Here is a 23295-nt window from a genome sequence, read left to right as displayed (position 1 = left end):
TCAGCGCCTAGTGGCGAGGTAGATCGTGTTGGTCGACAGGCCTCGGGTCAGCGGGTTGTCGAACGGCACCTGCTCGGCTTCGACGTCGGTGAAGACAGATTCGAGGGTCGACAGGAACTGATCGTCCGGGGCGTCGTCGGACCACAGGGCGAAGGTGCCGTGTGGGGCGAGATGAGCGGACAACGCCCGCAGGCCGTCTTCGGTGTAGAACGCGGTGTGCGGTTGGTGCAGTACGTGGCGCGGTGAGTGATCGATATCGAGCAGGATCGCGTCGTAGGTTCGGCCCGGACTTTCCGGGTCGAACCCGGCCGTGCTCGCCGCCGCGGCGAAGAAGTCGGTGCGTATCAGGGTGATTCGGCTGTCCGCGGCCAATCCTGCGGTGTCGGGCAGCAAGTCGCGGTTGTGCCAATCGATGACCGCGTCCGAGTATTCGACAACAGTGAGATTGCGAACCCGCTTGTCCTGCAACGCTTCGTGCGCGGTGTAGCCCAATCCCAAACCCCCGACGATCACGTCCAAATCCGCGCCCCCGGTCCGCGCCAACCCCAACCGCGCGAGCTCACGCTCCGCAACGGTGAACAGACTCGACATGAGGTACTCATCACCGAGCTTCACCTCATAAACGTCGACGCGCGCCGTCGGCTCGAACCGCCGCCGCAAACTGATCTCCCCCATCGCCGTCTGCTGCCAGCCCAGTTCCTCGAAGTGTGCGCTCATCGCAGTGACAATAGGCGCCATACGGTGCCGCTATGCCGGTGCGCCAGTTGGTCGACTGATCGCGGGGAACTGGTGTTGGCATCGGCTGAGTGGTCGGTGACACCAGTTCCTCGTGATCACGTGTCCAGCAACGCATTTCGGATGCGTTCAGCTCAATGCGCTTAGTTCGGTGGTTACGTCGGCGCCGGACGGGGCGTGTTCGGGGTCTAGTAGCCATTGCATCATCAGGCCGGTGAGTAGGGCCAGTGGGACCGAGCCGCCCATTCCCTCGCGTCCCTCGCGCTGTCCCTTGGCGAGGTGGTCGCGCACCTCGGGGGATCGTTCGGCCTGCACCATCGCCTCGAGCTGGGCTACCCACAGTGCGCGATGGGTGGTGAAGCTGTCGATCAGTGCTTGCCAGCGTTGCTCCGGCTCGTCGGCGGGAACCTGGGCGAGTTCGTCACTGAGCTCGTCCACCGCTTGTACCAGGGCCTGAGTGAGTAGTGCGTCTCTGGAGCCGAAGTGGTAGCCGATCGCGGCATGGCTTACGCCGGCCGCGGCGGCGATGTCGCGGACGGTGGTGCGCGCCCAGCCGCGTTCGATCAAGCACGCTTTCGCCCCGGCCAGCAGGTCCTCTCGGTTGCCCATGGGCCACAGCATACCGAATGACTTGACCAAATGGTTTATCCATATGGATTGACCAAATGGGCAAAAGCTCGCTACCGTCGACTCATGACGAAGTCGAAGGTCCTGATCTCCGGGGCGAGCGTGGCCGGACCCGCCCTTGCCTACTTCCTGCACCGCGATGGATACGAGGTGACCGTGGTCGAGCGCGCGCCGGTTCCTCGGGACAGCGGATATGCCGTCGACTTCCGCGGCGCCGCGTTGGACGTCCTGGCGGAGATGGGCATTCTCGCCGCGATCCGCGAGCACGAGACGGAGATGCGCGGCACCGCGCTGCTGGACGAGGCAGGTACCGAGATCGGTCAACTCCCCGCCGAAGCGTTCGCCGGTGAACTCGAAGTGCCGAAGCGAGCGCTGACCCGGATCCTGCACGAAATCACCGCGGCCAGTGTCGAATACGTATTCGGCGACTCGATCTCCGCGCTGACCGAGCACGAGTCCGGCGTCGCGGTGGAGTTCGAGCACGGGCCTGCTCGCGAGTTCGACCTGGTGTTCGGCGCGGACGGCGTGTACTCGAAGGTCCGGCAGCTGGTTTTCGGCCCGCATGACGAGATGGTCAGTCACCTAGGGCTTTCCGGTGCCGGATTCACCACCGGCAACCACCTCGGCCTCGACCATTCCGGACTGTTGCAGTCCGCGGGGAGCACGGCGATCTACCTCTTCAGTGCCGCCGACCGCGACCAGCTGACCGTCAGCCTCTCCTTCGCCACCGACTCGCCCGCCTTGGATCGGCGCGATCGGGCGGAGCAGGAGCGCGCGGTGCGTGCGGCATTCGCCGGAAATGGTTGGCAGACAACGCATCTACTCGAGGCGATGACCGCTGCCGACGATTTCTACTTCAGCTCGTCCTGCCAGGTCAGCCTCGACCGTTGGTCACGCGGCCGGTTCGCACTGCTCGGCGACGCCGGATACTGCGCGGCGCCGACCAGTGGTGCGGGCACCTCGCAGGCATTGATCGGGGCCAAGACGCTGGCCAGGGCACTGGCTGACGCGGACGGCGACTATCTGAGCGCGTTCACCGCGTACGAGACGGAACTGCGTCCATATGTCGCCGAGAATCAGCGCAACGGCCGTGCGGCCGCCGCGCTGTTCGGCGGCCAGGTATCGGCCGAAGGCGTTGACAAGCAATAAGTTTCAGCCGGTCGTCCGGATCATCGCGGTAGCACTACGGGAGGAGGCCGATGGACTCCTCCCGTGCGGTCATCAGTGCGGCAGTTCCATGCCCTGAGCGAGCAGCGGCCAGGAATTGTGCAGTGCCTCTTCCCAATACGGCCAGTAGTGGGTGCCGACGGGGTTGAACTGGTAGGTCGCCGGGATCTTCAGCGAGTCCAGCCGGTTCTTGAGGTTGTTCGTGCAGCCGTTGACGGCGGCCTCGATGATCACGCCGAGGCTGAGGTTGACCGCGCCGGAGGGGCCGGGCGAGCTGCCGAGGTAGTACTTGACGTCGTCCAGCATCGGGATGCCGCTGCCGCTGGAGACGTAGAGCAGCGTGCCGCGCAGCTTCTCCGCGTTGATCACCGGGTCGTTCTCGGCCCACAGCGGGCTGTTGTCCGGACCGTACATGTTCTCGGTGTTGCCACCCGCCCAGGTCTCGGTGGCGAGTTTGACGAACTGCTTACCCGCCGGGTCGGCGATCTGCGCGCAGCCGCTGTAGGCGGCGACGGTCTTGAACAAGCCGGGCTTGGCCTCGGCCAGTTGCAACACCGAGGTGCCTGACGTCGACAGACCGGTCAACGCGTTGAGGCCGGTGGACCGCAGCGTCTTGTCCAGCAGCGGCGGCAGTTCCTCGGTGAAGAAGGTCTTCCACTTGTTGACGCCGAGTGCCGGGTCGGGCTCGAGCCAGTCGGTGTAGTAGCTGCCGCGGCCGCCGATCGGCTGGATGACGTTGACCGACTTGTCGGACAACCACTCCAGCGCCTTGGTCTGTGCCTGCCAGCTGGCGGTGCCTTCACCGCCGTCGAGACCGTTGAGCATGTAGAGGTTCGGCGCGGGCTTGGACTCGTCGGCCGGACGCTGCACGTCGACCGCGACGTCGGTGCCCATCGCGGCGGAATAGACCTTGAGGTGCCAGGTGCGCCCATCCTTGGTGATGGAGGAGACGGCCGACGGCTTCTGCGGCTCAGCCGAGGCGGTTCCGCCGAGCAGGCTGACCGAGAGCGTGGCGGCGAGCGCGAGAACGGTGGTTCGCAAGGCTGCGGTGCTGCGTAGTGCGGAAATCTTCATCGAACATGCATCTATCTAGTACTCCCTATCGGCTTCGACCGGCGCGGGCCGCCCCAATCCCCACGCACTCCGTCTTCCGGCGAGGCGAATCTGTTACACAACAGCGCCGTTCAGTGACTGTACCCACGTCGGACCGGCCGGGCGTCGAGGGTCTCGGTGGTGGCCCGATCGAGATGGCTCGTGGTGAGCGGATGGTCTCGACGAGCGTACGCAGAGCGGTGTGAAGGGTTCTGACGGTGTTTAGGGGAGTGCAGTATCCATCGGATCGATCCGCATAATCAAATCATCATAGATTCCTAATTATATCCAAAGGGTATATGTGCGTTGAGTCACGGGGTATGTCGGTAAACTGAGGTGTGGCAAATTGTAAGCAATGTGACTTGCCGGTAGCTGTTTGCGAATAAGACTCCAGTCGTTAACCCGATCTGGGACCGATCGCGCATGTCAGTCCGTCCGGTGCCAACGGGAACTCGGTCTGGGCCAATACGTTAGGACCCGGCGGTGCCGAAGCTCGGGTCAGCTGGCAACGGTGAATACACCAAGTCATGACGCGCCGAAGCCGGGTGGCGCTTAGGCGCCCTTTCGATGCGGAATGTGAACTATTCTGATTACTATTCCAGGAAAGAGCTATTGATTGGCTATTTTCAATTGGAAAGCTCGGTATGCGGTAGATCGGCGGGTTCATGATAAGAATCCGTCGGCTGGGGCGACGGCGACGCCACCGGCCCGGAATATGTCTCCGTGTCACGAACTGGTCAAGTGACCAATAACCGGCGACCAACTATGAGCAATCTGCTGGGGTAAGCGAATGTGTAGGGGAGATAGGTGTGACCGATAACGCGTCCGGGCCGGTGCGAGAACCAGTGCGCACACGGCCAGTCCAGCCGCGACGGACCAAGGCGGCGATCCTGCCTCGGCTGTTGGCGGTGGCGGCGGAGGCCGATCCGGATGGTGCGGCCGTGGTGCTGCCGGGGGCGGTGCTGCGCTATCGCGAGCTCGACGCGGTGTCGTCGCGGTTGGCGCGGCTGTTGATCGGTCGCGACGTCGGTCCGGGGGATCTCGTCGCGGTGGCCATCGCGACGCCGATCGAGGCGGTGTCGGCAATGTGGGCGGTGGCGAAGACCGGCGCGGGCTTCGTCGTGCTCGACCCGGACACACCGGTGGAACAGGCCGAGTATCTGCTGTCCGACACACAACCCGCACTCGGTCTGATGGCGGGTACGCCGTGGTCTACGGTCCGGAATATCGGCTCGATCGAGTGGCTGATCGTCGATGATGCCGCCGTGCGGGGCGAACTCGCCCAGCTGTCGGGCGACCCGGTGACGTACCAGGATCGGTTGCGTCCTATCCAAGACGACGACATCGCGTACGTGACCGCGGGCTCGACCGGCGTGTTCGACGCTGTGCCGGTGACGCAGGCAGCGGTGGCGGCGATCGTCGCGCGCCCGCACGGGCACCTGTCGAGACCACTCCGCGAGTTCTTTGCCACCCTGTTCCCGCGCTCGGCGTCGGTCGAGCGGGATGTGACGCTCACCGAGCTGTTCGACAAGGTTGTGACGGCGCACCCGAACGCGATCGCGGTCAAATTCGGCGCGGCGACCCTGACCTACCGCGAATTGGATACTCGGGCAAACAGGTTGGCGCGCAGGCTGATCGCGCTTGGCATCGGCCCGGAGAAGCTGGTGGCGGTGGCCTTGCCCCGATCACTGGACCTGGTGGTCGCGTTGCTCGCGACGGTGCGGGCGGGCGGCGGCTATCTGCCGGTCGATCCGGCGTATCCGGCGGACCGGATCACGTACCTGCTCGCCGACGCCGAGCCTGCGTGTGTGGTGACGCAGCCGGGGATCATGCTGCCTACTACGGCCCCCTCGATCACCGTGAGCGACTCTGCCGACTCGGACGGCTCGCCGGTTACTGACGCGGACCGGACAGGCCCGCTGCACTCCGGCAACCTGGCGTATGTGATCTACACCTCCGGTTCGACCGGGCGTCCCAAGGGGGTGCAGATTCCGCACCGCAATGTCGTGACGCTCTTCTCGAACACTCGGTCGCAGTTCACCTTCGACCACCGTGATGTCTGGACGATGTTCCATTCCTACGCGTTCGACTTCTCCGTGTGGGAGCTCTGGGGACCGCTGCTGCACGGCGGCACCTTGGTCGTCGTTGACTACGACGTCTCGCGAGCGGCCGATCAGTTCTTGGAGCTGCTGCGCGACGAGCGGGTAACCGTGCTCAACCAAACCCCCTCGGCGTTCTATCAATTGGCCGAGGTGGACCGCGCGGCGTCGGCCGACGCCGATATCGCCCCGTTGTCGTTGCGGTACATCGTGTTCGGCGGCGAGGCACTGGAGTTCCACCGGCTCGACGATTGGCGTGCCCGGCACGGCGGAACGCAGCTGGTGAATATGTACGGCATCACCGAAACGACCGTCCACGCGACGATGCATCGTGTTTCGACCAGCGGCCGCAGCGTAATCGGCTCTGCCATACCGGGTTTGCAGATCTGGGTGTTGGACGACCGGTTGAGCCCGGTGCCGACGGGTGTGGCGGGCGAGATATACCTTTCCGGTACGCAACTGGCGCGGGGGTATCTCGGCAATCCGGCCTTGACCGCCGGGCGGTTCGTGGCCAATCCCTTTGTCTCCGACGGTTCCCGGCTGTATCGCTCCGGCGATCTGGCCTCGTGGAACGCCGACGGCGATCTCGTATACCTGGGACGTGCCGACGATCAAGTGAAGGTGCGCGGATTCCGCATCGAGCTCGGCGAGATCGAGGCCGCGGTATCGGCCTCGGCAGCGGTTCGCCAAGTCGCCGTTGTCGTTCGCGAGGATGTCCCGGGTGACCGGCGGATCGTGGCGTATCTGGTTGGGCAGCCGGAGGTGGCGGCGTTGCGCGCCGAGGTGGCTCGGGTGTTGCCCGAATACATGGTGCCGTCGGCCTTCGTCGTCGTCGACGCGCTACCGCTGACCGTGCACGGCAAGTTGGATCGTAAGGCGCTACCCGCGCCGGTAGCCGAGACGGCGGTGTTCCGCGCGCCGGCGAATCCCGTCGAACAAGCGGTGGCCGACGTGTTCGCGGCGGTGCTCGGTGTCGGCCGAATCGGCTTGGACGACAACTTCTTCGCGCTCGGCGGCAACTCGCTGCTGGCCACGCAGGTCGCGGCCCGGCTCGGCGCGGCACTGGACGCACGGATACCTGCGCGGCTGCTGTTCACGGCGCCGACGGTGGCCGCCCTGGCCGCCGAAGTAGGGCGGCAGCTGGGAACGGGGGGTCGCCGGGCGTTGGTGACAGGGCCACGGCCGGAACGGATTCCACTGTCGATGGCGCAGCAGCGAATGTGGTTTCTCAACCAGTTCGACAAGGATTCGGCGGTCTACAACATCCCCGTCGCGGTGCGGTTGACCGGCGATCTGGAGGTAGCGGCGCTACGCAGGGCCATCGGGGACGTGATTGTCCGGCACGAGATACTGCGCACGGTGTATCCGCAGCACAATGGTGTTGCCTACCAGTCGATCCAGCCCATCGAACAAGCCGCTGTCGACCTCACGCCGGAAGTTGTCGAGGTGGCCGACGTGCTGCCGCGGATTGTCGAAGTGGCGTCCGCCGGCTTCGACGTCGCGGTCGAGATTCCTTTGCGGGCACGCCTATTTCGGGTCGACACAGACGCCGAAACCGAGCACGTGCTGGTGTTCGTCGCGCACCACATCTGCAGCGACGGTTGGTCGATGGTGCCGTTGACCCGCGACGTGATGCTCGCCTACACGGCCAGATCGGCTGGTGTGATACCGGATTGGACTCCGCTGCCGGTCCAGTACGCCGATTTCAGCACCTGGCAGCGAGATTCGCTCGGCGCCGAGACCGACCCGGACAGCCTGATCTCGCGGCAGGTCGGTTACTGGCGTACCACACTGTCCGGGTTGCCCGATGAGCTCGAGCTGCCCTTCGACCGGCCCCGCCCGCCCCTGCGGTCGTTCGCCGGTGGACACGTGCTGTTCTCGATCGACGGCGAGATACAGCACGGACTGGCCGAGCTCGCCCGTGCGCACAATGCGACGGTCTTCATGGTGCTGCACACCGCGCTGGCGATCTTCCTGGCCCGCTGGTCGGGTACCGACGACATAGCGGTCGGCACGGTCGTCGCCGGGCGCGGCGAGAGCGAACTCGACGCGCTGATCGGCATGTTCGTCAACACGTTGGTGCTGCGCACCAAGGTCTGCGGACAGCAGAACTTCGGTGCGCTGCTGGAGCAGGTGCGCGAGGTAGATCTGCGGGCGTTCGAGCACGCCGATATCCCGTTCGAGCGACTGGTGGAATCGCTGAACCCGGATCGGTCGACGGCTCGTAATCCGTTGTTCCAGGTCGGCTTCGTCTTCCAAAATCTGCCGGATGTCACCTTCGACTTGCCTGGATTGCGTGTCGCCGCAGTCGATTTCGAGACAGGCATCGAAAAGTTCGACCTGTCGCTGGCGGTACGGGAGACGGCCGAGGGCATGGCCGCACAGTTCTCCTTCGCGCGAGATCTGTTCGACGAAGCCACCATCCGGGTGATGGCAGGCCGGTTCGTGCGATTGCTCGCGGCGATCGTCGCGCGGCCGCATCGGCCGGTTGGTGATCTCCCGCTGCTGGCCGAGGACGAGTACGCGGCGCTCACCCGGGTCCACCCGGCCGCGGCGACGACACCGATGCCGGATCTGCTGCTGCGCGGCGTGCGGCACGGCCGCGACCGGATCGCGGTGCGTGACCAGGGGCGCTCGATTACCTACGGTGAACTCGACGAATATTCGTCGAAGCTGGCACGATTCCTCATCAGCCTTGGGATAGGTCCGGAACGGCTTGTCGCGCTGGCCTTTCCGCGCTCATATCAGATGCTGGCCGCGGCGCTCGCGGTCACCAGGGCCGGTGGCGCGTATGTGCCCGTCGATCCGGCCTATCCGGTGGAACGGGTGCGGCATATGGTGACCGATTCGGCGGTGCTGATCGGCTTGACCACCGCCGAGTACATCGATCGGCTGCCCGACGAGGTCACCTGGCTGGTGCTCGATCACCCCGCCATCGAGGTGGTATGCGCGCGCAGATCGGCCGCGCCGGTCACCGACGCCGACCGGATTTCCGCACTGCGCCCGGACAATCCGGCGTATCTGATCTACACCTCCGGTTCGACGGGTGTGCCGAAGGGCGTGCTGGTCACCCACGCGGGATTGGCCGGGTTGATCGAGCACACCGTGGGTGCGCTTGGCCTCGAGCCTGCTCATCGTCTGCTGCACTCGATTTCGCCGAGTTTCGACCCGGCGGCCTTGGAGTGGCTGTGTACGTTGTCGGTCGGCGCGACCTTGGTCATCCTGCCGCCCAGCGTGATCGGCGGCCCGGAGTTCGCGGCGGTGCTGCGTGACGAGCGAGTGACGCACTGCAGCACCACCCCCGCGGTGCTGAGCACCGTCGATCCCACCGGTGTGCCGACCGAGACGTTGCTGATCGGCGGCGATGTCACGACGCCGGAGTTGGTGGCGAAGTGGCAGCCGGGCCGCCGATACCTCAACGCCTACGGTCCGACCGAGGCCACCATCGCCGTGACCCTCGGTGCGCAGACGGCAGGCCGGGAGATCACCATCGGCGGGCCGGTGCACGGCGTATCGGCATTGGTACTGGACGCGCGGCTGCATCCGGTGCCGCCCGGTGTCACCGGCGAATTGTATTTGGCCGGAGGGAACTTGGCCCGCGGCTACCACGCGCGTGCCGGGCTCACGGCGGGTAAGTTCGTGGCGAATCCGTGGGGCCAGCCTGGTACGCGAATGTTGCGCACCGGCGACCTGGTGCGCTGGAACGCGCCGCCGGAACAGCGGGCGGACGCTGCCGGGTTCGCGCGAATTCCCTGGGATCTGCGGTATGTCGGGCGTTCGGACTTCCAGGTGAAGATCCGTGGCTTCCGTATCGAACTCGGTGAAATCGACGCGGTGCTGAGCGGTCACGACGACGCGGACTTCGCGGTCACGATCGGACACGAAACCGCCACCGGGGAAACGGTTCTGGTGTCGTATGTGCGTGCGGTGCCCGGCCGCTCGTTCGACGCGGATCGGCTCACCGAGTACGCCGAGCGTAGTTTGCCACGGCATATGGTGCCCGCCGCGATCGTGCCGCTCGACGTGATTCCGCTGACTCCGGTCGGCAAGCTGGATCGAAAGGCATTGCCGGAGCCGACCTTCGAGACCGCGACCTGCCGCGCGCCTGCCACGCGGACCGAGGGGATCGTCGCAGAGGTGTTCGCGGAGGTGCTCGGGGTGGAACAGATCGGTGCCGACGACGATTTCTTCGCGCGCGGTGGCACCTCGTTGCTCACCCTCACACTGCAGCACGCGCTGTCGGCTCGGCTCGGCATCGAGCTGCCGGTCGCAACGCTGTTCAGCGCCGCCACCGTGCGCAGCCTTGCCGCGCGCATCGACGGTGCGGATGCGCCGGTGCACAGCCCGGCCATGATCACCGCGGATGCGCTACTCGGACCGGAGGTTTCGAGCGTAGGGGTCGAACCGATCCGCCAGGGAGCCGCGCGCGACGTGCTGTTGACCGGCGCGACCGGTTTCGTGGGGGCGTACCTGCTGCGCGAACTGCTCGATCGCACCGAAGCCGTCGTCTGGTGCCTGGTCCGTGCCGACACCATTCCTGCTGCGCGCGAACGGATTTCTCACGCGTTGCAGCGGTACCGGCTGTGGGGTGACGTGCCGGAGGCCCGGATCATGCCGGTGCTCGGCGATCTCGCCGAACCGTCGCTCGGGCTCTCCGAGACCTACCACGCGTGGCTGGCCGAACGGATCGACGTCATCTACCACAACGGGGCGCACGTCAACCACCTCGAGCCGTACGCCCGCCTGCGCCCCGCCAACGTCGAGGGAACCCGAGAGGTGTTGCGGCTGGCGACAACTCAACGGATCAAGCCGGTCCATTTCGTCTCCACGATCAACACCGTGATCTCCACCGTCCATCCCGGTGCATCGGTCGACGAGAGCACCCGGATCAGCGCCGGCGAGCTGCCCGCGCAGGGCTACGTGGCGAGCAAATGGGCCGCCGAGCAACTGGTCCTGCAGGCGGGCGAACGTGGTGTGCCCGCAATGATCTACCGGCCCGGACTGGTTTCCGGTGACCTGCAAATCGGTGTCAACAGCGCCGACGACTCGTTCTGGAACATGATCCGCGCGGCCGCGATCCTCGGCATGGCTCCCGACGTCGGTGCCGCGACGATCTCGCTGGCGCCGGTCACCTACGTGGCCCGCGCCATCGTGGAGATATCCCTCGCCGCCACCCGCGATACCGCGTATCACCTGGTAAACGAGACTCCGCTGGCGATCCGCGACATCTTCGAGCGCCTGCGCGCGCACGGTCTGCCCATCGAGACCGAATCACTCGAGACCGTCCGTATTCGCCTCGCCGACGAAGCCAACACCCGCTACCTGGCGGGTGACGACTCCCTGGTCCGCGCCGCCCTACTCGGCAACAACTATGCGGCAGGCGCGGCCGACCTCGTGGTGGACTGCGCCAACACGCGACGAGCGCTCGCCGGGAGCGCGATCAGCTGCCTGCCGATCGATGAGAGCGTGCTCGACACCTACATCGGCGCCTTCGTGAAGTCCGGATTCCTGCCGACACCGATCGGCAGTGCCAGCGAATAGCGTTGTGCCGTACATCACTGAGCGGCGCGCAGGTTTTCGATCTGCTGCCGTAGCTGGTCGAGCAGCTTTTCGGGATCATCGAAGTCGGCGGGGTCGATGGGTGCGCCGAAGTGGATGGTCACCCGTTGGCTGCGGTCGAACGCGGGGCCCCTGCCACGGGTACGTCGCATGGGCAGTACCCGATTGGTTCCGGTGGTCCCTACCGGAATGATCGGAACTCCGGTCGCCAGAGCCAGCTTCGCGACACCGGGCTTGTACGGCTCCTGCTCGCCGGGTGCGACGAGTCGGCCTTCGGGATAGATGAGCAGCACACCGCCGTGCCGGAGGATCTGCTCGGCCTGGGACAGCGCGGACTGACCGGACTCGCTGTCGCGGCGCAACACCGGAATCTGGCCGAGCCGTCGCACCAGCCAGCCCACCACCGGCCACGACCACAGCTCCGCCATCGCGATGGCGATGGCTCGGCGCCGCAGCGCACCCCAGAGGAACACCGCGTCCAGCATCGAGATGTGATTGCTGGCCACGATCACCGGGCCGGTCTTCGGCACGGCTTCGCGGCCGATCACGGTGACGCGCACGACATTCGACCAGGCCAGCGCCCGCAGGACGCGGCGAACCAGTTTCGTGGTCACCCACGCGCGCTTACCGAGCCCCTTCGGCCGCCGGACCGTTTCCTCGTTCATCAACTACCCCCACACGGTTTCGGTAACGCAGCCCTCGAACCAGATTACCGGCGCCGGTGGTGCGGCTCTGTCCGTGTGGCGTTACTTGACGCACGTCGAGGATGTTGCGGCAGTCGGGACGTCATCACGGTGCAAGGGCGATGCAATCGGTGAAGTTCAGGCTGGTCGTATGCGGAGTAATACAGTGCGATCGACAGAATTCGAGACGGGGTCGGTGTGGTCGAGCGACGGCACGCCGATCGGATACCGGCGGATCGGCCGTGGGCCGGGCCTGATCCTGGTGCACGGCGCGATGATGACCGGACAGCTGTTCGACGGGCTCGCCGGTGCGCTGGCCGACGAGTTCACGGTCTACGTGCCCGATCGGCGTGGGCGTGGCATGAGCGGCACTATCGGCCCGGACTATGGCATCGGGGTCGAGATCGAGGATCTTGCCGCGCTGCTGCGGGAGAGCGGCGCGCGGAACGTGTTCGGGTTGAGTTCGGGTGCGGTGATCGCGCTGCGGGCGGCGTTGGCGTTGCCGCAGATCACGAAGCTGGCGCTGTATGAGCCGCCGCTGGCCGCGGGTGGTGGCCCGCCGCTGTCGTGGGCGCCGCGTTATCTCCGCGAGCTCGACGAGGGGCGGATCACCGCCGCGTTCGTCAGCATCCTGAAGGGCACCGGCGACGCGCGAAGTATCGCCTCGCTGCCTCGGTTTCTGCTGAAGCCGGTGCTGGCGTTGGCGTTGCGGATGGACGGTGGCGGCGATGGGCAGGTCGCGCTGCGTGATCTGGTGCCGACCGGGCGCTACGACATCGAGCTCGTCCGCAGTGTCGGCGATCAGTGGAACCGGATTGCCGAACTACGTTGCGACACATTGATACTCGGCGGCAGCAAGAGCGTTGGTTATCTGCGAGACGCGCTGGACCGACTGCACACCGTACTACCGGATGCCCGGTACGTAACGCTGGCCGGTGTCGGGCATACCGCTGCCTTCACCGACGAGCAGCCCGAACTCTTCGCCGCGGAGTTGCGGGACTTCTTCCGCTGATTCCCGCGGCCGGTCGATGCGGATTCTTTGATCAGCTGTTCCAGCGATCTAAGTTCTTGATAACGAACATAGATCGTGTCGAGCTATAGTCCGGAGTATGGCAAGCGATCCCAAGCAGCGGCGGGCGGCCCGGCATGCGCAACCTGACGCCGGAGCCGTGCGGCAGTCGGCACGGAAACCGCCCATCACGGTCGAGCGGATCACCGATGCCGCGTTGCAGGTGGTGGCTGAGCAGGGGTATGACGCGTTGACGATCCGCAGCGTCACGAACGTGCTCGAAACGGGGCCGTCCTCGCTTTACGCCCACATCGTGAACAAAGCCGACATCGACGACCTGCTGGTCGGCAGGCTGTGTTCGGAGATTGTGCTGCCGAAGCCGGATTCGGGCCGGTGGCGCGAGCAGCTCCGTGACGTGTACGCCCAGCTGCGCGACCAGTACCTGAAATACCCGGGTATCTCCCGGGCCGCGCTCGCGATGGTGCCCACGAACCTGGAAGCCCTGCGGGTGGCCGAGGGGATTTTCTCGATTTTGCTCGCCGCGGGCATCGAACCACAGGTCGCGGCCTGGGGGATGGACGTGTTGTCCCTCTACGTCGCGGGCTATGCGCTGGAAAACTCCCTGGTCGTGCAGCGGCAGAAGTCTCAGGACGCGACCTGGGTGCTGAGTACCGAGGAACTGGTGGCCCGCTTCAGCGCCTTGCCCGAGGCCACGTTCCCGAACACCAGGAGGTACGCGACCGAATTGACCTCGGGCACCGGACACCAACGGTTCGATTTCGGCCTCGGGCTGCTCATCGACAATCTCGCACGACAGGCCGCGCTCAATCCCATCGCGGACTGACGAAGCCTCAGCCCGGCGGTTGCGCGCGCGTAGGCGATACCGAGTACAAATAGCTTTCCGTTGCGATTTGCTAACGGTCCGGTGGATGCGTGAAAGCAGTCGTTCATTCCGAGCCCGGTCCGTCCACTGTCCTGCGGGCTCGTCGAACGCCCTGAGTGTCGCTCGACATCGTAAACGCCTGGATCATAGGCGTTTTCGGGCCGCGGCCACCTGGGGGAGCGGTCACGCGGAGCGGGCGACGGCCCAGGCCGCTTCGATCATCGAGAAGATCTCGTCCACCGCGGCCTCCGGGTCTGGCGCTTCACGGGCCAGCGGATGTGCGTCGATCACGAATCTCGCGATCGCCCGGCATGCCGTCATGGTGGGTGCCTGATCCAGACCCGCGGCGATCGCCGCGGCCAGTGACTCCGCGTAGCGCAGTCGCATAGCGGTCTCGTATTCCCGCAGGGCGGGTGTTCGGTCGATCATCTGCCAGATCGGTGCGGCATCGGGCGACGCGCAGTGCCGCACGATGGCGTGGATCTCGCGGCGCAGCGCGGACAGTAGTGGCTGATCCGGCGACCGGTCGGTGACCGCCCGGACGAGAGCTTGTTCGAAGTCCTCGTCCTGCTCGAAGACGAGGGCCTCTTTCGACGCGAAATGCGAGAAGAGGGTGGTGACGGCCACGTCGGCCTCGGCGGCAACGTCGCGGATGCCCACTTCGTCGTATCCGCGTTCCAGGAACAACGCCAGTGCGGTATCGGCGATCTTCTGGCGGGTCGCGGCTTTCTTACGCTCACGACGCCCCGTCGGCACAGTCATCCGCTAATGCTATCAGATACAAAGTGGCATCAGAAACTTAACACTATCTGTTGCAAAACGCTAACGGATACGGTTAAGTCCGGAGTGTGAAAGCACTGCGTTTCGCGGCGCACGCGGACAGCCAGGCCGGACACACCCGCGGACGCCGGTCCTGCTCGTCTGAGCCGGGTCGAGAGCTCGAGGAGATCACCATGTACCCACCCCGCATCGACGCCGACATCGAGATGACGACCCGCGATGGCGTCACCCTCACCGGCGACCTCTACCGCCCGGCCGAGGACGGTCGTTGGCCGGTCTTGCTGCACCGCACCCCCTACGACCGCAGAGATCCGTACCGGGTTTCCGGGATCGTGGCCGACCCACTGTGGCTGGCCCGTCAGGGTTTCGCGGTGTTCGTTCAAGACACTCGCGGCCGGTTCGCGTCCGGCGGCGAATTCGACTTCATCACACAGGAATACGACGACTCCTCCGACGCGATCGACTGGGCCGCAACGCAATCCTGGAGCGATGGCAACGTCGGGATCTACGGCTCGTCCTATCTCGGCATGGCCGTCCTGCAGGCCGTCGCCGCCCGCAACCCGCACCTCAAAGCCGCAGTCGCCCTGGTCGCCACCGCCGACATGCGCCACACCGCCCGGCCGGGCGGCGTTTTCGAACTGGGCTTCCTCACCACCTACGGCCTCGGCCTGTGTCTCGATGGCCTCGACCACACCGCACTGGACGTGGCCGAGCGGGAACAAGTCGTCCAGCGGCTCACCGAGGCGTTCGCCGACCGCCGCGCCACCGTGGGCCGATTGCCGCTGACCGATATCAGCCCGCTCGACGACGGCCGGATCGCGCCGTTCTGGCGTGACTGGCTGCGCTCACCGCACGATCCGTTCTGGGATCGGCCAACGCTGCTCACCGAACCCGAGCGCGTCACCATCCCGTTCCTGCAGATCACCGGCTACCAGGACTTCACAAGCCCCACCCAGTTCCGGCTGGCCACCGAGCTCGCCGACAACGAGAACGCCGCCCTCATCGCCGGGCCGTGGACCCACTTCGGCACCTATGGGCCCGCCGGCGAGGTCGGTGCCCGCGTACTGCCCAACGCCGCGGGCGGCGTGCCCACCTGGAATCCAGTGCTCGCCGCGTTCTTCGATCGCCACCTGCGCGGCGGCGACGGCTCGGCCTACCCCGGCGCCGCCCGGTACCTGTCCGGGCCCGGCCGGGTCGCCTACTTCGTCGGTGGCTCGAACACCTGGGAGCACGCGCCCGCCTGGCCCCCGGCGGCGGCAGTCGAAGAATGGGCCCTCGCCTCCGGCGGCGACGCGCGTACCGCCACCGGCGACGGGCGGTTGAAATATCCAGGCGCACAACATGAAACAGCCGCCGCGAACTCTGACGTCTTCACCGCCGACCCGCACGACCCGTTCCCAACGCATGGCGGAGCGATCATGTTCGATGGCGATCTCGCGGCGGTGCCGCAGGGCATCCAGGACCAACGCGCGGTCGACGGGCGCGACGATGTGCTCGTCTACACCAGCGATCCCCTGACCGACGAGCTGACCATCGCCGGGCAACCCGAACTGGTCGTCTTCCTCACCAGCAGCGCCCCGGACGCGGATGTGTGCGCCACCCTGGTCGACGTCGAGCCAGACGGCTTCGCCCGAAACGTCGCCGAGGGAGCCCAGCGGGCCCGCTACCGCGACGGCGGTGACACGGACTGGCTCGACACCGAACAACCCGCCCGGGTGACCGTCACCCTCAACGACGTCGCGCACCGATTCGGTATCGGCCACCAAATCCGCGTGCAGGTAGCAGGATTCAGCTTCCCGCGCTTCAGCCGCAACCTGCACACCCGCACCGTTCCCGAGTTCGGCACCCTTGACGAGGCCGTCCCCGCACAGCACACCCTGCACCACGGTCTCGCGACACCGTCCGCGCTGCGCCTGCCCGTGCTCGGCAGCTGAACATCCACCGCCACAACAACATAGGAGATCACCTTGCCCGAAATCGTCGTCATCGCCAGCCTGCAGGCCAAGCCGGGGCTCGGCACGGAACTTCTCGCGCTGCTTTCGGAGCTAATTCCCCGGGTGCTGAGCAGCGAACCGGGCCTACAGCGCTACGCCGTCTACGTCGAGCCCGACTCCGACCCGCTGCGCCTCACCGTGATCGAAAAGTACGCCGCCGAAACCGATTTGGCGGCACACAACGGCGGCGTGCTGACCGACTACCTGCCCCGGCTCCTCGACCTGGTCGACCCGGCCCCCCACACCGTCGAATTGCGCCCGGCGCCACTGACTCTCAGCGTCAGCGAAACCGACGCCGCCCGCCTGACCATCTGACTACCGCCGACACCGCTGATCGTAGCGAGCCGATCAGCGGTGCGCGTAGCACTCGACGTAGGGGCTGGCCACGCATCGCGTGGAGTAGCGCGGGTGCCGCAAGCAGTAAGGCGACCCCGCGGAGCCCGCCGGCGACGAGATAAGGTGCGCGCAGTCCGAGCAGGTGTGCCACTAGTCCGCCGGTCAGCGCGCCGAGCGGAATCAATCCCCAGCCGACCATCTTGTAGACGCTGCTCACTCGGCCGAACAGTTCGGTCGGCACGATCTCTTGCCGGAGGCTGACAGCCACGATGTTCCAGAGCGTGACGACGAAGCCGTTGACAGCCAACATGGTACCCAGCACGAACCCGTTCGGGCTCAGCCCGATGCCAACGAAGACAACGACATTCGTGGCGAGTGCGCAGAGCAGCGCAGGGAGTGCGCCGATCTTCTCGACGATGCGCGCGTTGATCAGTCCGCCGAGCACGCTGCCGATCGCGGCGCTGGCGAGCAGCAGACCGTAGTCTGCGGTGTCCACCCGCAACGTCTGAGTCGCGAGCAGGACGAGCGCGACGTTGCCGACCTGGCCGCAGAACGTGTTGGCACCGAGCAAGAATGCGAGGGTGCGCAACAGCCGGTGATGAGCCAGCCAGCGCAGGCCATCCGCGATCGGTCGATGCTCGGCCACTGGTCTGCCCCGCCTGGGCAGTGTCGATAGCAGCACGGCGGACACAACGAAGCTGGCAGCGTTCATCCCGAACGGCAGCGCCGCGGCAACGGTGAACAAGAGGCTACCCAGCGGCGGTCCCAAGAACTGCTTGCCCACCGCTACCGCTGTCTGCTGATTTCCATTCGCCTTGTGTAGCAACGACTTCGCGACAATGCCGGGCAGGATCGCCTGCGACGCGATGCTGAAGACGACATCGCATGCCCCCAACCCGAAACCCGCACAGGCCAGCACAACGATGTCGACGTGACCGAATACGACGAGGACCGCGACAACGCCGACGATGACAGCCTGGATCGCCTGCGAGCGCCACACGAGGCCGACCGGATCGCGCCGGTCTATCAGCGCGCCCGCTTGCAGAGACAACAACAACCAGGGCAGATACGTCGCGGCAGCCACGACCGACACGAGTCGAGGGTCGTGCGTGATCGTCACCGCGAGTAGCGGAACCGCGGCGGTGAAGGCACCATCACCGATGTTGCTGATACCTGTCGCCCACCAGGATCGCCAGTACGCGCGAGAGAGGCGTGGTTCCGCGGTTGTCCGGGTCATGTCGAGATCGTCCGGGTTCAGGCGTCATCGGGACACTGTTTAGCTCAGTGCTACACACTCGAGTAATGACGGTGCGGATTGAGCTGAGCGTTGCCGAGTTGGCGGCGACCCGCTTCGCGATTTCGCCTCTGTCGGAGACGATTTCCGGTCTGCAGCAGCTCGCGGGCCGCCAGCGGCAGGCAAGTAACCTGCCCTGGCTGCGCTGGGCGGCCGACGAACTTGCCGCGGACCCGCTCGATCTTCCACTTACCTGGCCGCTGATCGCGAGCGGGCGGCCGACCTGGCCCGAGTTCTTGATCCCCGCGCCGGTAGGCACCGGATCATCGATCGCTGATGATCTGGCAGCGTTGCAACGCACCAGCGCCGCTCAGGTGCGGGCCAGCCTTCGCCGCGTCTTCGGGCAAACACTCCCGGACAGCGTCGCCCCGCTCGCTGTGCGGCCGATCGCGGAATTGCGTGCGATCGCCGCGGAATTGCGGGTGGCCCACGATCGGCTCATCGCGCCGCACTGGTCACGGATCCGGGCCGTGCTCGACGCAGACGTCAGCTATCGCGCCAAACATCTGGTCAGCGGTGGTGTCGAGAGGTTGTTCGCCGATCTGCACTCGGATCTGTATTGGCGCGACGGGCAGCTGATTCTGCAGAGGACGCGATGTCAGGCCGAACGTCGGGTGACCCTCGGTCCGGGTGGGCTCGTTCTCATCCCGGTCGTCCTCGGCCCTCCCGACGTGCTGATCAAGAACCGCACGTCAACCCAGACCACGGTGCGGTATCCGGCAAGAGGCATCGGGACGCTGTGGACCGCCGGCAAGCAAACGCCACCGGGCAGTACGGTCCGGTTACTCGGCCGAGCGCGGAGCGACCTGCTCGAGGCCTTGCGATCCCCGGCGACGACCGCGGACTTGGCTCATACGTTCGGTGTGACACCCAGTGCGGTGTCGCAACATCTCGGCGTATTGCGCGACAGCGGGCTTATTGCTCGGGAACGATCGGGGCGCAACGTCCTGTATGTCACCACTGCCCTCGGCATTCGCCTGCTCTCGAAGTGACCGAGTTTCAGCTCGTGCGTGCGACGGCGCGCATCCGCAGCCCGCGGGGGCGCAGGGTCACCGTGACGGCGGGACCGATGGGCGGTCCGGGAAGGTGCTCCAGCCGCCACCGGCTGAAGATGGTAGCCAATGTGATGACGGCCTCGGCGAGGCTGAATTGGTCGCCGATGCATTTGCGGGGGCCATCGCCGAATGGGATGAAGGCGTGGCGGGGTGGTTGGGGACGGGCCGGGTCCCAGCGGTCGGGGTCGAAGGTCTCGGGCTTGTCGTACAGCTCGGCGTTGCGGTGGATCAGAAAGGGACTGTAGACGAGGGTGGTGCCTGCGGGGATGGGGTATGTGCCCAATTCGGTGTCGGCAGTGGTGGTCCGGGTGAATAGCCAGGCCGGTGGCCACAGCCGCAACGCCTCGGTGATCACCCTTGTGGTCAATGTCAGCTCGGGCAAGTGGGCATGGGCGGGTCTGTGTCCGGCCAGGACTCGGTCGACTTCCTCGTAAAGCCGTTCCTCGATGGCAGGGTGGGCAACGACCAGGTGCAGCGCCCAGGACAGGGCGCTGGCGGTAGTTTCCGATCCGGCCAGGAAGAACATCATGGTCTGGTTGGAAAGCTCTGTGTCGGAAAGGAATCCGCCACCGTCGGGGAGGTCGGTGTCAACCGCGGCGATCAGTGCCGACAACAGGTCGGCGTGGTCGATTCCGGTGGCACGGCGCTCCGCGGTGACAGCGTCGAGGGTCCGGCGCAGCCGGGCCTGGGCATGGTCGAATCGGCGGTTGCCCGGTGTTGGCAACCGCCGCAGCGGCTTCGGTGTGATGGCGCGCCTGGTGAATTCGTCTACGAGGCAGCGGACATCGTTCAGGGCCGCACCGAGCACTTGCGGCGAAAGCGCGTCGGAGAACATGGTGGCGGTCAGCGTCTTCGACGTGATGGTCACCATCTCGTCGAAGACCTCCAGGACCTGACCGTCGTGCCAGCCGTCGGTGACCGCGGCGGCCTGGTCCGCCATCACCTCGGCGTAATCCGGAAAGCGAGTGTGATGGAACGCCGGCTGTGCCAGGCGGCGCTGTCGCCGGTGTTCGACGCTCGGGCAGGTGACGAGGTTGTTTCCGATCACCTCCCGGCCCCGGTCGTAGAAGGGGCCGCCCTTGTCGAAGACACGGTCTTCACGCAGCATTCGGCGGGTCAGGTCAGGGTCGCAGACCACGACCGCCGTGATCGGGCCGAGGCGGATCCGTACCAGGTCGCCCTGCTCGGGTAGCGAGCCGAAGAACCCCAATGGGTCTCGGAGCAACAGTGGGATGTGACCGAGCAACGGCAACGCTGCTCGTGCGCTGGGGATCGTGGCTGGATTGTTCACGAAATTCTCCGAATCGCTGCAGATTTCAGCTGTCGAGGGGTCCCCACCACCAGGCGACGGATGAGGTCGCGAGCGGGCCGTCGGCCAGATGCCCAGGTGCCCGGGTGGAAGTGGATTCACCTGCCGAGGGGGGCTCGGCTGCGGCATATCGCTGGTCGGTGGGCATGAATGCCACCACTCCGGCGATGAACTCGGCCAGGCCGTCGGCGTAGGCGCCCATCGCGGGGCTGTGCTCGGCATGCACTCGCTCGCGCAACTCGAGAAAGCGTCCGAGGATGCGGTCCCGTATTTCCGCGGCCAGGCGGGGTGCTTGCCGCGGGGAGCAGTGCCCGTTCGCGTGCAGGACGCGGACCAGGTTCAGGTCGTACTTTTCTTGCGCCCGTTCCCTGCGCCGGGACAGGGTCTCGTTGTCGAGCAGGGTGACGGTGAACGCGGTCTCGGTCAGGGCGCGCCCCAACGGGGATTCGATTTCGTTCTGGTCGATCGCCGTGCCGAGGGACATCTCGATCATGGCGCACACCACGCCGCCGGCGCCGCTGGTGAACCGCAGCGGCAAGTAGGCGTCGAGCGTGGGCACCGACGCCGTGCGTTGCAGGGCGCCCTCCTGGACGAGGCCGAAAAGGTAGGCGCGCCAGCCGTCGAAGATCCGCCGCAGCCGCGAGCGCGGGGCAAGCGCATGAAAAACCGCCGCGATATCCGCGCAGGCCCGGGTGTGCGGATCATCGTCGGGCAGCACGCAGCCGGGGACCTCCATGACCCGCATCAGCCGTACCGAGAGCGCGATGAAACGCTCCATCTGCTCGATGCTGGTTCCGGCGTCTTCCACGTGGTCATCGAGCACGAATCCCCAGGCCATGTAACGGCTCATCGCCTCCGCGAAGGTCCCGGTCGCCGCGGGCATGGTGTAGGCCGTGCCGTAGGCCCCGGTCGCCGCGGCCGCGTAGGCGAACTCGTCGCTGTCGCAGATCCCGCCGGCTCGCAGCCACTTCGCCACGCTGTCGACCAGCGCCGTGGTCTGCTCGTTCACCCGTGCCTCGAACGGACACCAGATCGGCGGGATATCGACGTCGTCAGAGTGCTTGTGCCGCACAGCACGTTCTCCTCATCTTGATCAGTTCACCCGGGCGGTAGCGGTGACGGCAAGGCTGCGCAACAACGGGATCCCGGCCTCGTTGAAGAGCCCGGATGCCAAGACGGACAATGCTTTTTGTCGTCGGCCGTCGATCATCTCCTCGACCGTGGCGCGAGCGCCGGTCTCGGTGAGGATGGCCCGGCACTCGTCGGCCCCGCACTCATCGAGCGTCGGATCACCGACCAGAACGCCCAGTCGCTCGCGTTGCCGGGTGCCGGCACGCTGTCTGGCAATGGCCAGCAGGACAGTGGGTTTGGCCTGCCGAAGATCCTCGAGCACCGATTTGCCGGTGTCCTCCGGGCTCCCGAAAACGCCGAGCAGGTCGTCACGCAGCTGGAACGCTTCACCCAGCGGAATGCCGTAAGCCGTACAGGCTTCCAGCACATCGTGACCACCACCGGCCAGCAGCGCACCGGCCTGCAGGGGACGCTCGATGGTGTACCTGGCCGTCTTCCCTCGGCAGATCGCCAGGGACAGTTCGGGATCCGCGCCGGGGCCGCCGGTGGCGAGCAGGTCCAGGTACTGCCCGGCCATGGTTTCGGTGCGCATCGTGTCGAGCAGCGACCAAACCGCCGCCATCCGATCACCGCTCAGCCGGGCCAGCTGCAGCAGGTCGTAGGACCAGCCCAGCGTCAGGTCACCCAACAGGATCGCCGAGTTGATGCCCAATCGGTCGGCGTCGGGGTGCTCCGGATGCCAGGCCGCGATCTGACGGTGCACCGTCGGACGCCCACGGCGCGTGCGACTGTCGTCCATCACATCGTCGTGGATAAGCGCGAAAGCGTGGAACAACTCGAGCGCCGCGGCCACATGGGTGACCGGGGCAATATCGCCGTGACCGCCGACCGCCCGCCAGCCGCAATAACACAGCAACGGGCGCAACCGCTTTCCACCAGTGAGGAACTCGCGCAACAGCCCGACGAACAGCACCACCTCAGCACTGGCCGCACCGGATTCCTTGGCCTGCAAGAACTCCGCCAACAGCGCATCGACCGCGACCCGGTCCGAGACCACCAACTTGCCGTCCTGCGCAGCCTCGCCGACGAGTCCCGCGCTGGCACCCGGCAACGGGTCTCGAGTGTCGGGACCGAGCATGGTCCGGCCGATCGTCACGGTTGCCTCCCTCACGGATCGGGCGACAGCACGCGCGTGCGGCTGCATTGCCATGCCGGAGCCCACAGTTGGCTTTACTGTCAGTAAATCTATTTGATCAAGAGTCAAACACAGGCGCTCGCTGTCGTCAATCGCTCGCGTACCAGCACCGCTGGCCCCGAGCGTCGCAGGCGCTGTGGCCTGGCGTGGCCTACCCGACGCCGACCAGGATCAACCCTTATCCGACCCCGCCGTAGCGGATTGCACGGTCCGGTGCGATCTTCGGCCTCACCGGACCGGGAATTGCTGCGCAAGATCGGTGCGGAAATGTCCCGCGCACTCGATGGCAAACTCATGACCGCAATCCCTGCAGAGAACGGAGGAACAATCATGACAACTCGCCAGGTGGGCTTCATCGGGCTCGGGAAGATGGGCGGTGCCATCGCGGGCCGACTGCTCGATGCCGG

16 protein-coding genes are annotated in these 23295 nt (G+C 66.1%); 7 read left to right on the top strand and 9 right to left on the bottom strand.

The features are described 5' to 3' along the window. On the bottom strand, window positions 1–717 hold the full coding sequence (locus ACIA8C_RS37630) for a spermidine synthase (RefSeq protein ID WP_397143275.1): 717 nt from the start codon (window positions 715–717) through the stop codon (window positions 1–3). A gap of 147 nt (window positions 718–864) precedes the next feature. Next, window positions 865–1344: a TetR/AcrR family transcriptional regulator gene (locus tag ACIA8C_RS37625; protein ID WP_397143273.1), complete on the bottom strand. Its 480-nt coding sequence runs from the start codon at window positions 1342–1344 to the stop codon at window positions 865–867. 84 nt (window positions 1345–1428) lie between these two features. On the opposite strand from ACIA8C_RS37625, the gene ACIA8C_RS37620 reads away from it, so the two are divergent. Continuing rightward, window positions 1429–2511, top strand: a complete 1083-nt coding sequence (locus ACIA8C_RS37620; protein WP_397143271.1) for an FAD-dependent monooxygenase — start codon at window positions 1429–1431, stop codon at window positions 2509–2511. 72 nt (window positions 2512–2583) lie between these two features. On the opposite strand, the gene ACIA8C_RS37615 is transcribed toward ACIA8C_RS37620, so the two are convergent. Further along, window positions 2584–3603 carry an alpha/beta hydrolase gene (locus ACIA8C_RS37615; RefSeq protein ID WP_397143269.1) on the bottom strand — a complete coding sequence of 340 codons (1020 nt, stop codon included), beginning with the start codon at window positions 3601–3603 and terminating at the stop codon, window positions 2584–2586. 827 nt (window positions 3604–4430) lie between these two features. Between ACIA8C_RS37615 and ACIA8C_RS37610 the strand changes: the two genes are divergently transcribed. Next, window positions 4431–11261 carry an amino acid adenylation domain-containing protein gene (locus tag ACIA8C_RS37610; protein ID WP_397143267.1) on the top strand — a complete coding sequence of 2277 codons (6831 nt, stop codon included), beginning with the start codon at window positions 4431–4433 and terminating at the stop codon, window positions 11259–11261. Between the two features lie 14 nt (window positions 11262–11275). On the opposite strand, the gene ACIA8C_RS37605 is transcribed toward ACIA8C_RS37610, so the two are convergent. Further along, the gene (locus tag ACIA8C_RS37605) at window positions 11276–11944 is read right to left on the bottom strand and encodes a lysophospholipid acyltransferase family protein (protein WP_397143265.1); all 669 of its coding nucleotides are present in this window, start codon (window positions 11942–11944) and stop codon (window positions 11276–11278) included. Window positions 11945–12128: 184 nt separating this feature from the next. On the opposite strand from ACIA8C_RS37605, the gene ACIA8C_RS37600 reads away from it, so the two are divergent. Continuing rightward, window positions 12129–12974, top strand: coding sequence for an alpha/beta fold hydrolase (locus tag ACIA8C_RS37600; RefSeq protein ID WP_397143263.1), 846 nt, complete (start codon window positions 12129–12131; stop codon window positions 12972–12974). A 97-nt stretch (window positions 12975–13071) separates the two neighbouring features. Continuing rightward, the gene (locus ACIA8C_RS37595; RefSeq protein ID WP_397143261.1) at window positions 13072–13815 is read left to right on the top strand and encodes a TetR/AcrR family transcriptional regulator; all 744 of its coding nucleotides are present in this window, start codon (window positions 13072–13074) and stop codon (window positions 13813–13815) included. Between the two features lie 222 nt (window positions 13816–14037). Here the strand turns inward: ACIA8C_RS37595 and ACIA8C_RS37590 are convergent, their stop codons facing one another. Further along, complete coding sequence (locus ACIA8C_RS37590; RefSeq protein WP_397143259.1) at window positions 14038–14616, bottom strand: TetR/AcrR family transcriptional regulator; 579 nt, start codon at window positions 14614–14616, stop codon at window positions 14038–14040. 86 nt (window positions 14617–14702) lie between these two features. Between ACIA8C_RS37590 and ACIA8C_RS37585 the strand changes: the two genes are divergently transcribed. Next, a complete protein-coding gene (locus ACIA8C_RS37585) occupies window positions 14703–16568 on the top strand; it encodes a CocE/NonD family hydrolase (protein WP_397143257.1) in 1866 nt (621 codons plus the stop codon). Window positions 16569–16601: 33 nt separating this feature from the next. Next, window positions 16602–16943 (top strand): putative quinol monooxygenase, encoded by a 342-nt coding sequence (locus ACIA8C_RS37580; protein WP_397143255.1) that lies wholly within the window; start codon window positions 16602–16604, stop codon window positions 16941–16943. Here the strand turns inward: ACIA8C_RS37580 and ACIA8C_RS37575 are convergent. Beyond that, the gene (locus ACIA8C_RS37575) at window positions 16909–18201 is read right to left on the bottom strand and encodes an MFS transporter (RefSeq protein WP_397143253.1); all 1293 of its coding nucleotides are present in this window, start codon (window positions 18199–18201) and stop codon (window positions 16909–16911) included. The genes ACIA8C_RS37580 and ACIA8C_RS37575 overlap by 35 nt on opposite strands. A 65-nt stretch (window positions 18202–18266) precedes the next feature. On the opposite strand from ACIA8C_RS37575, the gene ACIA8C_RS37570 reads away from it, so the two are divergent. Next, window positions 18267–19250 (top strand): DUF5937 family protein, encoded by a 984-nt coding sequence (locus tag ACIA8C_RS37570; RefSeq protein WP_397143251.1) that lies wholly within the window; start codon window positions 18267–18269, stop codon window positions 19248–19250. A gap of 7 nt (window positions 19251–19257) precedes the next feature. On the opposite strand, the gene ACIA8C_RS37565 is transcribed toward ACIA8C_RS37570, so the two are convergent. Genes ACIA8C_RS37565 through ACIA8C_RS37555 form a run of 3 tightly spaced genes read right to left on the bottom strand, consistent with a single transcriptional unit; the run spans window position 19258 to window position 22849 of the window. After that, entirely contained in the window at window positions 19258–20604 is a 1347-nt protein-coding gene (locus tag ACIA8C_RS37565; protein ID WP_397143249.1) for a cytochrome P450, read from the bottom strand. Window positions 20605–20629: 25 nt separating this feature from the next. Continuing rightward, window positions 20630–21694, bottom strand: a complete 1065-nt coding sequence (locus ACIA8C_RS37560) for a terpene synthase family protein (protein WP_397143247.1) — start codon at window positions 21692–21694, stop codon at window positions 20630–20632. Between the two features lie 21 nt (window positions 21695–21715). Further along, entirely contained in the window at window positions 21716–22849 is a 1134-nt protein-coding gene (locus tag ACIA8C_RS37555; protein ID WP_397143245.1) for a polyprenyl synthetase family protein, read from the bottom strand. Window positions 22850–23295 lie beyond the last annotated feature (446 nt).

This window comes from Nocardia sp. NPDC051321, from assembly GCF_044455225.1.
Taxonomy (GTDB): Bacteria; Actinomycetota; Actinomycetes; order Mycobacteriales; family Mycobacteriaceae; genus Nocardia.
The sequence above is the reverse complement of the archived record's forward strand: the minus strand, read 5'-3'. Positions and strand labels throughout refer to the sequence as shown.